Annotated in this window: 11 protein-coding genes; 7 read left to right on the top strand and 4 right to left on the bottom strand. The window is 47.5% G+C overall.

What is annotated here, in order from left to right; genetic code table 11:
- Positions 1 to 69 precede the first annotated feature (69 nt).
- Genes ACXHJ2_RS20465 through ACXHJ2_RS20455 form a run of 3 tightly spaced genes read left to right on the top strand, consistent with a single transcriptional unit; the run spans position 70 to position 3,701 of the window.
- Positions 70 to 1,026 (top strand): ABC transporter permease, encoded by a 957-nt coding sequence (locus ACXHJ2_RS20465; protein ID WP_016819520.1) that lies wholly within the window; start codon positions 70 to 72, stop codon positions 1,024 to 1,026.
- Between the two features lie 14 nt (positions 1,027 to 1,040).
- A complete protein-coding gene (locus tag ACXHJ2_RS20460; protein ID WP_016819521.1) occupies positions 1,041 to 1,979 on the top strand; it encodes a carbohydrate ABC transporter permease in 939 nt (312 codons plus the stop codon).
- A 42-nt stretch (positions 1,980 to 2,021) separates the two neighbouring features.
- Positions 2,022 to 3,701: an ABC transporter substrate-binding protein gene (locus ACXHJ2_RS20455; protein WP_165084226.1), complete on the top strand. Its 1,680-nt coding sequence runs from the start codon at positions 2,022 to 2,024 to the stop codon at positions 3,699 to 3,701.
- A 226-nt stretch (positions 3,702 to 3,927) separates the two neighbouring features.
- Here ACXHJ2_RS20455 and ACXHJ2_RS20450 read toward each other — a convergent pair whose 3' ends face one another.
- Positions 3,928 to 5,898, bottom strand: a complete 1,971-nt coding sequence (locus ACXHJ2_RS20450) for a glycosyl hydrolase (protein WP_165084228.1) — start codon at positions 5,896 to 5,898, stop codon at positions 3,928 to 3,930.
- Positions 5,899 to 6,342: 444 nt separating this feature from the next.
- On the opposite strand from ACXHJ2_RS20450, the gene ACXHJ2_RS20445 reads away from it, so the two are divergent.
- Positions 6,343 to 7,137 carry a GNAT family N-acetyltransferase gene (locus ACXHJ2_RS20445; RefSeq protein WP_165084230.1) on the top strand — a complete coding sequence of 265 codons (795 nt, stop codon included), beginning with the start codon at positions 6,343 to 6,345 and terminating at the stop codon, positions 7,135 to 7,137.
- Positions 7,138 to 7,459: 322 nt separating this feature from the next.
- The gene (locus ACXHJ2_RS20440; RefSeq protein WP_165084231.1) at positions 7,460 to 8,794 is read left to right on the top strand and encodes an SMI1/KNR4 family protein; all 1,335 of its coding nucleotides are present in this window, start codon (positions 7,460 to 7,462) and stop codon (positions 8,792 to 8,794) included.
- 112 nt (positions 8,795 to 8,906) lie between these two features.
- On the opposite strand, the gene ACXHJ2_RS20435 is transcribed toward ACXHJ2_RS20440, so the two are convergent.
- Both ACXHJ2_RS20435 and ACXHJ2_RS20430 read right to left on the bottom strand, forming a co-directional pair.
- Positions 8,907 to 9,668 (bottom strand): SDR family oxidoreductase, encoded by a 762-nt coding sequence (locus ACXHJ2_RS20435; protein ID WP_165084233.1) that lies wholly within the window; start codon positions 9,666 to 9,668, stop codon positions 8,907 to 8,909.
- Between the two features lie 288 nt (positions 9,669 to 9,956).
- Entirely contained in the window at positions 9,957 to 12,392 is a 2,436-nt protein-coding gene (locus tag ACXHJ2_RS20430; RefSeq protein ID WP_165084235.1) for a UvrD-helicase domain-containing protein, read from the bottom strand.
- A gap of 312 nt (positions 12,393 to 12,704) precedes the next feature.
- Here ACXHJ2_RS20430 and ACXHJ2_RS20425 point away from each other — a divergent pair, with 312 nt between their 5' ends.
- Both ACXHJ2_RS20425 and ACXHJ2_RS20420 read left to right on the top strand, forming a co-directional pair.
- Positions 12,705 to 13,550, top strand: coding sequence for a zinc ribbon domain-containing protein (locus ACXHJ2_RS20425; RefSeq protein ID WP_165084237.1), 846 nt, complete (start codon positions 12,705 to 12,707; stop codon positions 13,548 to 13,550).
- Between the two features lie 65 nt (positions 13,551 to 13,615).
- Complete coding sequence (locus ACXHJ2_RS20420; protein WP_165084274.1) at positions 13,616 to 14,404, top strand: TrmB family transcriptional regulator; 789 nt, start codon at positions 13,616 to 13,618, stop codon at positions 14,402 to 14,404.
- 8 nt (positions 14,405 to 14,412) lie between these two features.
- Here the strand turns inward: ACXHJ2_RS20420 and ACXHJ2_RS20415 are convergent, their stop codons facing one another.
- Positions 14,413 to 15,045 (bottom strand): NUDIX hydrolase, encoded by a 633-nt coding sequence (locus ACXHJ2_RS20415; RefSeq protein ID WP_025677106.1) that lies wholly within the window; start codon positions 15,043 to 15,045, stop codon positions 14,413 to 14,415.
- Positions 15,046 to 15,139 lie beyond the last annotated feature (94 nt).

Below are 15,139 nucleotides of genomic sequence, written 5' to 3'. Positions count from 1 at the left end.
CCGAAATCCGTTATCTGGGCTCTGACTCTCCTCTGTTTTATGATGGATTTTAAGAGAGGGGATGAGAAAATGAAAGCGGTAACAGCAAATTCGGAAAACGTATACAAAAAACCGAAGAGGAATGCTTGGAAGGTATTTAAAAGCCAAAGGTATCTTTACTACATGTCTATTCCGTTCGTTATTTGGGTCTTCGTCTTTCAGTATTTGCCGCTATGGGGCTGGACAATGGCATTTCAGAAATACAGACCCGGTTTGAGTTTTTTTGAACAGAAGTGGGTGGGCTTGGAGCATTTTCGTACTTTGTTCCAAGATGATCATTTCTACCAAGTACTGCGGAACACGTTGGCTATGAGTCTTATGGGACTGGTCGCTGGTTTTATTGTACCGGTTGTCTTTGCTCTATTGCTCAACGAGGTTCGCATACAAGTGATAAAGCGATTTGTTCAGACCGTATCTTATCTGCCACACTTTGTTTCATGGGTGGTTGCTGCAGGCATCGTCACCAAAATGCTTTCAGCGGATGGCGGTGTCGTAAACGATATGCTCATGGGTCTAGGCATCATCGACCAGCCAGTCCAGTTTATGGCCCAAGGTAAATTATTTTGGTGGGTTGTAACTTTCGGAGACATCTGGAAGGAAACCGGTTGGAACGCCATTATTTATCTGGCTGCTATCGCCGGTATTGGTCCTGAATTATACGAGGCTGCGCGGGTGGACGGCGCTAGCCGATTCCAGCAAATGTGGCACATTACGCTGCCGGGGATCCGGCCGACCATTATCATTCTCCTGATTATGTCTATTGGCCATCTGCTCGGTACGGGATTCGAGAAACAATTTCTGCTGGGCAATCACCTGGTCATCGATTACTCTGAAGTACTTGATTTGTATGCGCTTAATTATGGTCTGGCGATGGGACGTTACTCTTTCGGAACGGCCATTAATATTTTCAATTCGGTGATCAGCCTAGTCCTATTGTTTGCGGCTAACGGAATCTTTAAGCGCTATACCAACGAGAGCATTATGTAAGGAGGAGAATGGACATGGAGGCTGTCAAAAGCACTACGCCGGTCGGCGGATTAAACAACAAGCTTCAGGCGAAATCGCCACAAGACCGAATCCTGGGGGTAGTTGTTTATCTTTTCATGATTGTGGTCACCGTTCTGACGATCTACCCGTTCTTAAATGTGCTGGCTATCTCTTTTAACGATTCGGTAGACACCATTAGAGGGGGAATCACCATCTGGCCAAGGCAATTTACGTTGAAGAATTACGATTTGATTTTCACCTATGAGGGGTTAATCACTGGATTCAAGATCTCCTTTCTGCGGACCATCATTGGCACCGTAGCGGGTTTGGTCAGCGGCTCGATGCTTGCCTATACACTTGCCCGAAGTGATTTTCAAGCTAGAAGGTTCATCTCCATCTTTCTTGCCGTCACTATGTATGTTTCCGGGGGATTAATTCCAGGTTTTATCCTGATGAAGGAACTGCATTTAATTGATACATTTGCCGTCTATATTTTACCAGGTCTTGTAAGTGCGTTTAACGTCTTCATTATTCGTTCCTTCATTGACGGCCTGCCTTATGCGTTACAGGAATCAGCCAAGCTGGATGGTGCCAACGATTTCACAATCTACTGGCGCGTTATACTTCCTCTTTGCAAACCGGCATTAGCGACCGTAGCGCTCTTCTTGGCCGTTGGGCAATGGAACTCTTGGTTCGATACTTATCTGTTTAATGGGTCCAATGAATCGTTGACGACCCTGCAATATGAATTGATGAAAATTTTGCAAAGTACGACAACAAGCGCAACCAATTCCCAGGACGCTGCCAATATGGCGGAGCGTATGGCACAGGTATCCCCGGAATCGGTTAAAATGGCAATTACCATCATTGTTACCGTGCCGATTCTTATCGTCTATCCTTTTTTACAAAAATATTTTGTTAAAGGTATGACGCTTGGAGCGGTAAAAAGCTAAAACGAAGCAGCAAACATTCATTATACAGGGAGGTTTCGCTCCATGAAGTCAAGAAAAAACAGAATGATCGTATCTTTCGTAATGTCACTGACTTTAGTGGCTACCCTAGCAGGGTGCAGCGGTAATAATCCGTCTGAGGCTACCAAGGCCGTAACTACAGGTGACATCACGCTTACTTATTTTTCGGAAGACTCCAGCACGAATTGGAATAATATGAAGGATGAAGTCGGCAAGGTCATCGCGGAAAAAACCGGAGTAACTCTAGATGCTGAATTCGCTGTCGGCGACCCGGTCCAAAAGATTTCATTGATTGCAGCCACAGGAAACTATCCTGATTTAATCGCTGCTAAGGCGGATGTCGGCAAACTTGTCGATGCTGGCGCAATCATTGATTTGACGGATTTGATCGACAAACATGCACCAAACATCAAAAAAATGCTAGGAGACAAGCTTGTTCGGGCGAAGTACAGTTTAGATGACCAATCCATCTATGTTATTCCGACCTGGTCCGCTGTCGAAGAAGAAAAAATCAAACCCGACGTAGGATTTAAACTCCAGCACCGTGTCGTCAAGGAAGCGGGATTCCCGGACATTCGTACAGTACAGGATTTCGAAAAAGTCATTAAGGACTATATAACCAAGCATCCGACGGACGAAAATGGCAACAAAAATATCGGACTGTCCCTAAATGCCGACGATTGGCATATGTACCAGGTAACCAACTCAGGCTTCCAAACGACCGGGGGACCAGACGACGGCGAGTACTACATTGATCAAAAAACACACCAAGCGACTTATCATTTCCGCCGACCGGAAGAAAAGGAATATTTCCGTTGGTTAAATCACATGAATGCCATTGGATTGCTTGATTCGGAAAGCTTCGTGCAGAAGACCGATCAGTTTAAGGCAAAAGTGGCTTCTGGCCGCGTACTGGGTCTAGCCGATCCAGAATGGGACTATGGCGATGGACAAAATGCACTGAAGGCGGAAGGCAAATTCGACCAGACTTACGGTCATTACCCAGTCACCATGAGCAAGGAGTACAAGGATACCAACTTCTGGCTGCCTGGTTTTGATGGGGGATACGGAATTTCGATCTCAAGCAAGTGCAAGGACCCGGTACGCGCTATTAAGTTCCTCGACTTTCTGGCATCAGAAGAGGGTCAAGTCCTGAATAACTGGGGAATTGAAGGCAAGCATTACACAGTTAAAGATGGCAAACGGACGATTATTCCGGCAGTACTTGAACGGATGAACAATGACAATGCGGCTTTCCAAAAAGAGTCCGGAATCGGTCTATATTGGAACTTGATGGTCCATTATGGTGATGGCATCAAGGACTCAACTGGCAACTATTTTACTCGTAATTATCCGGAACTGCTGACGGCGACTTATAACAAGTCGGAGAAGGAAGTTCTGAAGGGCTATAAGATTGAGCACTGGAAGGATCTATTCCCGAAGGAAGATGAATTCCAACCGAGAGCATACGGAGCAGCTTACACGATGTCTCTCCCCAATGACGATCCGGCTGTTATTCTCGGAGCCAAGATGAAGGATATTACATGGAAACGAATTCCGGAAGCTGTCATGACCAAGCCGGAAAACTTCGACAAGGTTTGGGATGCCTATATGGCAGAACTGGAGAAAGCCGGAGTACAAGAAATGGAAGAATCTTTTACCAAGCATATCCAAGACCGAATTAAGCTGTGGTCCACTAACTAACTTGATTCACATAAAAGAACGGGGCCGCTTCCACTTTCCTGCCGGAAAGGAGACGGTCCTTTTTCATAATGGTTTGCCATAGACTTTTGCTCAAGGCACAAACAAACAGCGGCTACCCCGGATATTTTAGAGGTGGCCGCTGTTTGTTTAAAGTAGGCTACTTCGTTACTTCATGACGCTGACGGGACGGTATAGTTACGGATATGGTAATTCCCATAAAAGCGCCTTACTCCGCTTTATTTTCGGATAAAGTAAACAGGTCTTGAGGAAGCTCATCCCTTGTGAGCACGTAATCGCTATTGAACACTTTTATGAGATGATCCAGGGAGTTATATTGTCCATTGCGGATGAAGTCGCCCGTCCACGTCGTGAAAAAGAGCCAATGCGCTGAATATGTTTGAAGTAATTCGGGATCGCTAATCGGGCCGTTTTCAGACAGACCAACCAGCTTCTTTCCCTGCACGAGATTCACCAAACTGTCGTACTTGCCAATACTTGGGCTATAATTAGCCGCCTGGTTGTAAATATCCACACTTACAATATCGACGACATCGTCCCCCGGATACCATTCGGGGCTCTCGGAGTTCCATACCCAGATCAGGTTGTTCAGGTGATGGTAGTGTGTTAGCCGGTCGTACATGATACGGTACAGCTGCTTGGCAGAGTCTGGACCTTGGGCGCCCCACCAGAACCATTTGCCCTCCGCCTCGTGCAGCGGTCTCCACAGCACCGGAACGTGAGCGTCTTGGAGGCGTTTCAACTGAGCAGCAATGGCATCGATATCCCTTAGGATAAGCTGATACTCTTCCGACTCGGGATGACTAAGTGCATATTGAACGTCGAATGTAGTAGCGTCCGTGTAAAACCCGCGCCACCATTCTTTACCGGGAATATCATGCAGTCCCTTAGGAGCATTCCAGTGCCATGCAAATGTGACAAGTCCACCTTCTTGGGCCCATTGAATTGCCTTTTCCACCTCAGTTGAGGTGGCGCCATGCTCGATGCGAGAGGGGGAATAATCCATCATGTCCATTGATAACATGGCAGGATACTTTCCAGTTTGGTCTTTAATCCACTGTGCATCCTCCAAAGTGTGCTGACCGGAAAGAATGTGGCTGCCGTAACTATCCACGAGATAACCCATGAGTGCCTTGGTTTCCGCAGTCGCATTCGGGTTTACTGGCTTTTTCTCAATTTGATGCAGTTTCGGGGGGGACACTGCTGATAGCTTGACGTAGTCGATATGATATTGATCCGAGTCGACATTGAACTGTATAGTATTGTTTCCCGAATTCAGCATTAGTTTACCGCCAGATACCTCTGTGTAACTTGCTGTTGTCGGCAGTAATATTTCGCTGGTCTGGCCGTTGACCACCAATTGGGTCTTTTTGTCTTCATTGGGGTTACTGTAACCGATTGCAAGATTGTAAAGCCCGCTTGAAGGTGCGTTATAGGCAAAGGTTAACGAACCTGTGCTTTTGAAGGCTGCGTAACCGCTACCCGAATAGCCTGTATCAGCGGCTTCGATGTTGACCTCACCAGTAATGACTCCGTCTTCGGCTTCCATTTTGCTAATTGCAGCAGGCAGATTGGCGAATTCAACCTTCACGTATTCGATCCCGTAATATCCCCAGCCTCTTGCAAAAGTAAGCTCATTTGTGCCGGCATTCAGCATGATCTTGGTTAACATTTTCTCGTTCACTGCCGCACCCTTCGGAGGAGCAGCCAGCGTTATGTTCTCAGCCATTGTGCCATTGACCTCGATGCTGGTATCCTTGGAGCCAGTGCCCGCCGGAATGTAGTAGCCGAGGCTCAGTCTATAAAGACCTGCTGTAGGCACGTTCACTTTAAACGTGGCCGTCCCGTCAGACTTGCCGGAATTTGGGTCGTAGTCATAAAAGAAGGATACATAGCCATCGCCTTTATAAAGCGTATCGCCGGTATAGGGGGTATCCCGTTTTTCTACACCGTAACCTTGAAGAATTGCATCTTTGGAGCTGACGACGATAGAAGAGGAATTGTCGTTAGTGGATGAATCTTGACTTGCATTCATCAACGTTCGGTCTTCAACATCGGTGACCAAGTGAGCTGATTCTGCTTTAGCAAAGCTTGGAATTAAATCAAGAGATACCAACAAAAAGGATAAGAGAACAAAACTGAGAATACTGAAAAACCTTTTTTTCCATGGATCTGGCATATGACTCACTCCTTGAATTAGTAGTTGTTACCGCCTCAATTGACCTGCAACATACATTGCGGAAAACGCTTTCATTTTTGTGTACATATGAAGTACGCTGTGAAGTAATCGATGACAGGTGATTAAGGACCAGCTTGCACTTTTAAGTGTTTTTTCTTCATTTGTATACGTTTTCAATATTTGGTATTCGTTTTTTGGCACCTCACCTCTCTTTAATTTCATCATAAATTAGAGGCGAGGCAGGAACCATACAATGAATTTCGGAGAAAATCATCCTTAAATTATGGATTTTTATACTCTGGTGGCAAGCAATCTTCATATATTTTTTGAAATGTATAACCCAAGATTATTAACGCTATATGGGGTAAGCGGGAAGGATAGTTTCAATTTGTGGTATCATGCCCATAAGAAGATTACCCACATGGAAATGAAAGGGACTAATACATGATTTCTCATCGACTGCTTACCTATGAAACTATTTATCAATTAACGGATCAGATTCATAGGGATCAACACTTGTTATTCTATAGCTATTTAACTCAACGTAAAGAGCAGGCTAAATTCGTTGGTCAATATGTAGACGACAAGCTGACGGCGGTTTTAGCATATTTTTGGGGGCTTCCTTTCCCTGCGTTTTCTTTCCACTGCATCAACCGAGAGCAGCTTAACTTTCTAGCTCTTATCGCTTTTACTGAGGAAACCATTCAACTTAAGAAAAATACCGTTTGTGGTACAATCCTCTGTGATTGTGACCTACAACTTTTTCAGTCTCATGGGCTCATAACGGGTAACCCACAACGTTTCTTAACAATGAAGCATAGGGATCAATCGAAACTGCTCGATTCAAACTGGGCTGAGTTAGTTAAGGAAAATGACATTTCAGATATAGTGGATTTTTTACGAAATGGAGGCATGAAATTTTTTACGAGCAGCGAACTCGAACATTATCCTTTCCTTGGGATCAAAGAATGTGGCCATTTTATTGCCGCAGGCGGCTTCCACTTTTATGATTCTAAGCTCGTAGAGCTCGGAAACATATATACAAGCCCTGCTCACAGGGGGAAAGGACTAGCAAAGCACTTGACGAGCCAACTTACAAAACTGGGTAGAACGCTATCATCAGATGTCTATCTGGGAGTACTGGAGGAGAACCAGGCTGCTGTACAACTTTACAAAGGATTAGGATATGAGGTTACGGCTGAGCAAACGATTGTTGATTTTAAACTATCTATTGATTGACGAACTGTAGCATACGGTATCGTTAGCGAATTCAGTTACAATCCTGAGGAGCCACCGTCATGGATTATTAGTATCGAGGATTCTGAAATCATGCTCACCTCGTCCATCTTGTTCCAATATATGAAACAGCATCACAATTTGGAGGACACGTTAACTCATTTTATGCGCGATCACTTTTCATACTTCAATTAAACAGTATCCACCGTATTATAAAAACTTACTTAAAGATACATATCAATGTAAAGAGGTAAGACCCATAAAGAATGAAATTGCTGGATAAGCAAATAAAGGAAACTGGCTAAGTCAACTGGAGGGTGCAGATATGTGGTTTGGGAAGAAAGAAACGCAACTGGATCGAATAAAAGACAAACTGAATCAGGCCATGCGCAAAGACAAGGATTTCTCGGTGTTTGGAGCATCCTCACATCAGTACAGGGTTAAAGAGAAGCTTACAGCAAAAGAGCTGGCGGACTGGCAAGCCCACAATCAAGTCACCCTACCCGAGCCTTACGCGCTGTTTTTAACAAACATCGGCAACGGAGGTGCCGGACCCTATTATGGAGTTTATCCGATTGAGAAGGCAACTTCCTATACCGAGCACCAGGCACTCCTTGCAAAATCCGTTCTGCATCCCGGGATGGCCAAAGAGGAATGGAACCATCTGATTGAGCCCTTGACCAAGGATGAGGACATCCCTGATGAAGAATACGACGACGTCCGTAATAAGGTGCTGGGCGGTATGTTGTGCATAGGCACCCAAGGCTGCGAATACGACATGTATCTCGTACTTGAAGGCAAACACAGGGGGAGAATTGTGTACACCTCCGGTTTTTATCCCGAGCATCCCTTTTTCTTTGTCTATGAAGACAGCTTTCTGGACTGGTACGAGCGCTGGCTGGATGAAATTATTCTGGATTATGATATCGGGTGGTTTGGCAGTCGAATGCCAGGCGATGAGAATGCGCTGATCCAGATTTACCAGAGCACTCCAAACGAAGAAACCCAAGCCAAAGCACTTGAGGCTATGTTCAAGTTTAAGAAAGTCTCGCAGCCAACCCTTGGTTTTCTGAAAAATATTGCGGAGCAAAGGCCAAAAAATCGGGCCACAGCCATTCGGCTAATCTGTAAAACTTCTTTTGATACGGGTGGGAAATATATTCTGGAGCTGTTACAATCGGATGAACATGAGGAGTTTTTGCAAGCTTTAATGATTCTGCACGCTTCCAGTAAAACAGCAAATTTAACGGAATTTATTCCAGTGATTTTGCAAAGTCTTGACAGGGTTCATGACCCGGAAACGTTGCGTTATGCAGGATATATTTTAGAGGATTACGGTGAGATTACGCTCCGAAATTTTGCGCCTTTCTTGTGTCACGCCGACCCGAAAATGCAGACCACTGCCATCTATGCCGCGCGTAGTTGCGAAAACAAGCAGGGAAGCTGGCAGATCATTGAACAGATGTTGATAGGGGGCGACCCGCAGGTTCTGAAAAACATGATTTTATACTGGGGCATTATTCCACATGAGAAGTTGCTGCCTTACTATAAGGCGGTATGGCCGGAATATAAAAAAAATCCGAATTTCAAAGAAAAATTTATCGGTTGTTTGCGAGAACTACATTTGCCAGATGATTATTTCGACAAAGACGAATCGTGAGAAATGAGATTTGAGAATTATGATAACGTGCCAGCAAATTCTACAAGGTAAATCAATAAAAAGCGAAATAAAGGAAAGGGCCATCCCGCAAAAGGATGGCTCATTAAGCAAGTTATTCAATTGAGTTTTTCGTTGCCTTGTACATATTTTCTACGTGTTCGTCGACTTCATTTCGTGACATGCGTAAGCGAGCCACAGAAGTACCATATCCGATTTCTATTTTACCTTCTTCTAATCCTTTGAAAATTCCATCTGCGAAGTCATCTAATGGTTCTCCTTGCGTGTGCAATCCTGCTCCACCTAAATCTGTATTCACTGCCGGAGGGACAACTTCAATTACCTCTACAGACGTATCAGAAAGTTGGTGTCTTAGGCTAATTGTAAATGAATGAAGTGCCGCTTTCGTTGCTGAATAAATCGGAGCAATCACAAACGGCGTAAAAGCTAACCCAGAAGTGACATTAATGATGGTCGCCTCTTCTTTTGTTGCAAAATATGGAGCCAGCAGCATGGATAGATGGAAAGGTGCTTCAATGTTAGTTGTGATTTCTTTACTGAAATAATCCCAATTGTTTTTTGCATCCGTTTTTAGAACGTTAAAGCGTTGTTGGATACCGGCGTTGTTAACTAACACATTTACTTCTGGATAGTTGGTTGTTACCCAATCCGATAATGCTATACGCTCGGACTCCATATTCAAATCACTTACATGAGTAATAAGGCTAGGCAATTTCTCTTTCGCTTTTTGAAGTACATGTTTACGTCGTCCAGAAACAATGACTTTATTTCCAGCTTTTAAAAATCGTTCTGCAAAAGCTAATCCTATTCCAGTACTTCCACCGGTAATTAGTATTGTATTTCCTGAAAGTTTCATTATAATGTTCTCTCCTTTTAGGATTCAATTTTTAACGAAATTTATCTAGAATAAATGAGGGTTAACTTAGATAAAATGATATATAAAAACGGCAGATTAGGATTTTATTCTCACATCCTAGTCTACCGTTTTTTATTTGATTTAGTCTGTCTAAAACTTATTTTTGCAGGGTGCCGGGAAAATGTACATTAGTGCTTTTTTGGATTCATTACAGGTCTGCACAAGCCGGACTGGAAATGACGAATGCAGTGGGAGTACAGCTCCATAGCGGCTATACACGCCTCGCACTTATCTGGCCGGGATGTTGCGCGTTCCCTCCGTCATCGGGGAGGAGCAAAGCGGACACACCGGTGGCGTGCCTGCACTAGCCGTAGTTGTGCGGCGTCCACCTACTGTGTCGCGCCGCATCCACGCCTTGCAGGCGGCGTCCGTGCATTTCCACACAGGCACATCGACGCGTGGCTCTGTCTGTGACCTAGCCGCCGCCGAGGCCGTCCGTGCTGTAGTGGCGGCTGGGGTTGACCCCGGTCTGCTGCTCACGCGGGTTGCCGTGCCAGACGCTGGCGAACCACCACTGGCACGGCTGCCATAACCCGAAGTACCCTTCGGTTGGCCAAAGCTGCTGCGACGCGTGTCCGGCTTGGAAGTCTCGGGGGGAGTGACCCCATAGGCTTCCAGCAAGAAGCGAGACACGGCGGCAGGCTTGCCGTGATTGGAGGCGGGGGAGGTGATGTACAGTAGCTCCTTCGCCCGGGTGACGGCCACGTAAGCGAGGCGGCGCTCTTCCTCCAGCGCAGCATCGTTATCCACAGCCGTTGCGGGGGCGGCGCCTGCCCGACGATCCTCTGGCAGCTCGCTGTGTAGAGCCGAGCTATGCGGAAGGATGCCTTCACTTGCTCCGATCCAATATACGCAAGGGAACTCCAGTCCCTTGGCACGGTGGATCGTCATGAGCCGAACAGCATCGCTGTCTTCCTCTCTGCGCAGAGATTCCATCTGGCGGTGGCGCTCTGAAAGCTCGTCCGCAAAGTTGACGAATGCCTCTACCGTGTCAAAGCGCTTGGCTGCCGTTTCAAGCTCCTCCAGACTTTCTTGCATCGTTTCCTTATAATGTGTCCATGCGCCCGTATCTCCGCTTTCCAAATATTTATCATAAAAGACGCGCCGCATTTCTTGAATGGCATAGGCAGGTTTCATTGTAGTGAGACTGCGAATCAACCGAATGCGTTCTTTCACCTGTTCACGCTGAAAATCACGCAGTCGATCCCAGCGACTGAGGTGGATTAACGGGTATTTTTTAGCCTGCTGCTTCTCTTCACGCATAATCCATTCCATTCCGGCCTCACGGGAGACATACAGCGGTCCAAGGGTGCTTGGAATGGATTCCATTCGGCGGGGATTCAGCGACAGACGCAAGTGGTCCATTAAGGGACGAATCAGAGATTGATCGTAAAATACGGCTCCCGCTCCGTACTGAATAAATGGGACGTCCCGCATAATCAATTGCTCAAAAATAGATCGGCTTCCGCTGGCTGTCCGGTGCAAAATAGCGATATCCCGGTAGCGAAGTCGACCTTCTTCTACCTGCCCGAGCAGATGAGTAACAATATGTCCCGCCTCTTCCTCAGGTCCAGATGGGGTGGCAAACTGTGGCGGCAAGCCCTCACGCCCGGCAGCCGCAAGACGTTTGGAACGTCGATGAACATTTTTAGCGACGATGTTGGAACCCAGCCCCAAAATGCGCGCATCACTGCGATAATTAATATCAAGAGTAATGACCTTTGCATCTTTATAGACCTTGTCAAATTCCAGAATGGATTCCTGGCGGGCTCCGTTAAAGGTATAGATCGTCTGGTCATCATCTCCGACGACCATCAGATTGCGATGCCTCGCAGCCAATCGTTGCACCATTTCGTATTGCAGGGCATTCGTATCCTGGAATTCATCGACCATGATATAGGAAAAACGCCGTTGAAGCGGCTGAAGCACATCCGGGTCACGCAGGAGAACGGAGGCACGCAGCAGAATATCGTCAAAATCCATCTTATTGCGTTCCTGTTTCCACGCTTCATAGGCGAGCATGGCACGTTTGGCATCCGCTTCCTCGCGGATGGTTTCCGGCAGTTCGTCTGCGCTACGACCCTCCGCCTTCCAGGCGGAGAGGGCGGACAACAGGCTTTCCGGCTGGAAAGCCTCGCTTAGTCCAAGCTGGCGCAGCATCATTTTCATGACGGTATGCTGAGCCTGCGTTTCACCGAACACTTCGTCTTGCACGCCGCGATGACGCAACATCGCCAAAGCGAATGAGTGGAAGGTACGCGCCTGTACTGCACGTGCAGCGGCAGGGCGCACACCGGGTAATCCGGCGATGCGTAGCTTCATTTCGGCAGCGGCCTTGCTGGTAAAGGTCACCAGCAAGATGGACGATGCAGGAACATCGCGCATCGCCATAAGGTAGCCTGCACGGGCTGCCAGCACCGTGGTTTTGCCGCAGCCAGCCCCTGCCAGGGTCAGAAGCGGGCCTTTACCGTGGCGTACGGCCTGAATTTGCGGGCGGTTCAGATGAATGCCCGCGTTCTCTATAGCACGGAAAAAAGTCGCGTCTTGGTCGGTGTCGGGCACCAGCGTTATACTGGTATCCATAGAAGCTCGACGTGCCTGAGGGATCGTCGTTGAATAAGGAACCCCGATGGGTCGGGGGTAAAATGCAGGATTTGGGTTCATGATCCTGAAACCCCTTTCGTTCTTAAAATCTTCCATTTTCACAAATGGGGGTAGTTTTTGGTATGATAGAGTTCTAGTCAGCTTTAGTTGATGATAAGAACAAGGCGAATGGACTAAAAATGATGCTGAATTCATGCGGATCTAGAGCAGGAGCGTCAGAACGTTAATATGTTGACGCCAATGCCTATAGCCTCAAACAGGCGATATGACCGCATTCCATTATACAGGAGTTCGAGGCTTGCCAACAGAAAAAAACTTTGGGATATACGGACGGTACAGTGAAATCCGGCTGGATATGGGGAGGAAATGACGATGAAGCTGATTCAACGTATAAAGGAAGGCGCTAATCGCGCAACAGAAAAGGCGCAGCATGCTGTCGAGATTAGTAAGATTAATTCGCAAATTACAACGATTCAGCAGGAAATGGATGTTCATTTCTTACGAATGGGTCAAATCTTTTACGAAGGCTACCGGGCATCCGATATGTCAGTGGCTGAAACCGAGATGACACAGTTGTCTACTGCTTGTGATGAGCTTCAGGATGAAATTGATGAGCTGCGCAGTAGAATTGCAGAATTGAAAAACGCCCATTTATGTACCTGTGGTGCAGTTGTGCCGCTGGATGCGAACTTTTGTCCCAAATGCGGACGCAAGTTAAATGGAGGGCAGGCTGCCTCCAAGCAAGTAGCGGCCGTGCGGGAAGAGGTTCCAACAGACGCCTATTCTTTTGATCTGCGCAAGCCTGAGGCAGCGAAGGATGCTGTGCCTGCCTACATGGAGTATGCAGAAGATGAAGTCATCGATCGGCATGAACAGGATGAGCGGTATGAAACGCACGATCCAACGGAATCAGACCGCAATTACACGGTGTCTGATTTTACTCCGGAAGAAAAAGCGGCATTCGATGAAGAGTGGGAGCGCCGTCGTCAGGAAGAACTGGAGAAAGAACACCATCGTCTTGAAGAACTGGAACGTGAACGGGAGCGTCAGGAGGAGCTGGACGAGCGCATTCGATATTGGAAGGCCAACAATTCGGGAGCAGAGAAGCCGGCAACAGCGTCAACGCAAATACGCGAAAATGTAAAATGCCAAATCTGCACAGCGGAATTACCCAAAGGCTCCAAATGGTGCCCGCGCTGTGGAGCTGAACAGATTTGACGCAGCCGAACAGGCTGCCGCAGGACACAGACATAACGCCGGGCAGCATAGGGGGAACAGAACATATGGAGCGTTTGCTGCAACATCTGCGGAATCTGGGTTTTACGGAGATGGAAGCCAAGGTGATGGTCGAGCTTTCGAGACAAAATGCGGCTTCCGGCTATGAAGTTGCTAAGCGTTTGGGGGCATCGCGCTCCAACGTGTACGCAGCTTTGCAGCGTTTGGCCGGGCAGGGATATCTCAGAGCGAGTGCGGGAGAGCCTGTACGCTACAGCATGCTGCCGCCGGGTGAGCTGACCCGAATGATCGAAGGGCAGATGCGGGAGTCCCTGCTGGCGGTGGAGAAGGAGATGCCACGAACAGAACCAGCCAAGCCAACCTTCTACAACGTGGAAGGTGACCGGAAGGTGCTGGAAAGTCTGACACGCGAGCTGGAACGGGCACAGCATGAGATTGTGCTGGATTTGTGGCGCGAGGAAGCCGAACTGTTGCGGGAAGCGTTGAAAAAAGCCGAGAGTCGGGGTGTGCGTCTGCTATGGTCCTGCGACAACGGAGAAAGTATGTTGGGACCGTGGCTACCGCGTGCGTCTGGTACAGACGGACAGGAAACGTCAGGGCGTAAGTTTTCCTTTGTTATTGATCGGCGTTGGAACATGCTGGGTATGCGGGGAGAGAATTGCCCGACACAGGCGCTTATTACCGAGCATCCGGTGATGACAGGTTTGCTGCTTGATCATTTTGCCCAGGATCTTATTCTGTATGAGCTGGAGCATGATATGGGCAGCGAGCTGTCGACCCGATATGGCTGGCGGTATGAAAGCATTATCGGCAAATATATGTCAGCCGGAGAATAGTATAAGGATTACTGGGAGGGAAGTTCCATCAGGGCCCGGCATACAGATGTAATATAGCCCGCTTGATGAGGCACGAATTGATCCGGTGTAATCAGGCGGCGAGTTTTTTCCGGGTTCGGCCCCGACGTAATACCTTGGGCTTCGATAAATGGAATATGGCCTTCAAACAGGGCTAGTGCTTGGTCAAGGTCTGCTTCGTACAGTCCGGCTACTTCTTCCTGCTGGAGACAATAGGCTTCCAGGGGCTGGTTGGACAGCAGTCCAAACACCGAGCTGACCTCCCGATCCCAAAAAGAGGTGCCCTGTGCGGTACCTTTACTTTCATACCGAACGGTCATCAGTGGTGTTAAGGAGGTAAAGGGAACATAAATGCCTAGTTCTTCCTCCAGCTCGCGAGCCGCCTGGGACATATCTTCGCCTGAAGTCAAATGCCCGGCGGCTGTAATATCGTAGCATCCGGGAAAGGTGTCCTTTGTATCCTGACGCTGTTGGAATAGCAAGCGGCGGCCTGTCGAGGTGTCTCGTGCCAGCCAGCAGTGAAAGGTATGATGCCAGTAGCCCTTGGCATGTGCTTCTTGTCGGGAGGCTGTGCCGAGGGGGGTGTCTTCATCGTCGTAGATATCCAGAAGCTCGCTAGTCATCGTGATTCCTCCTATCATATGCAGAAAATCAAAGTCTACTTTACAGTATAACGTGTTTTCCGTTCTGACGATATGATGGACGATGTGGAATGCG

The sequence above is a fragment of the Paenibacillus sp. ALE3 genome (genome assembly GCF_054113405.1).
Note: the sequence above shows the minus strand (reverse complement) of the source record. Positions and strands in the feature narration are given on the sequence as shown.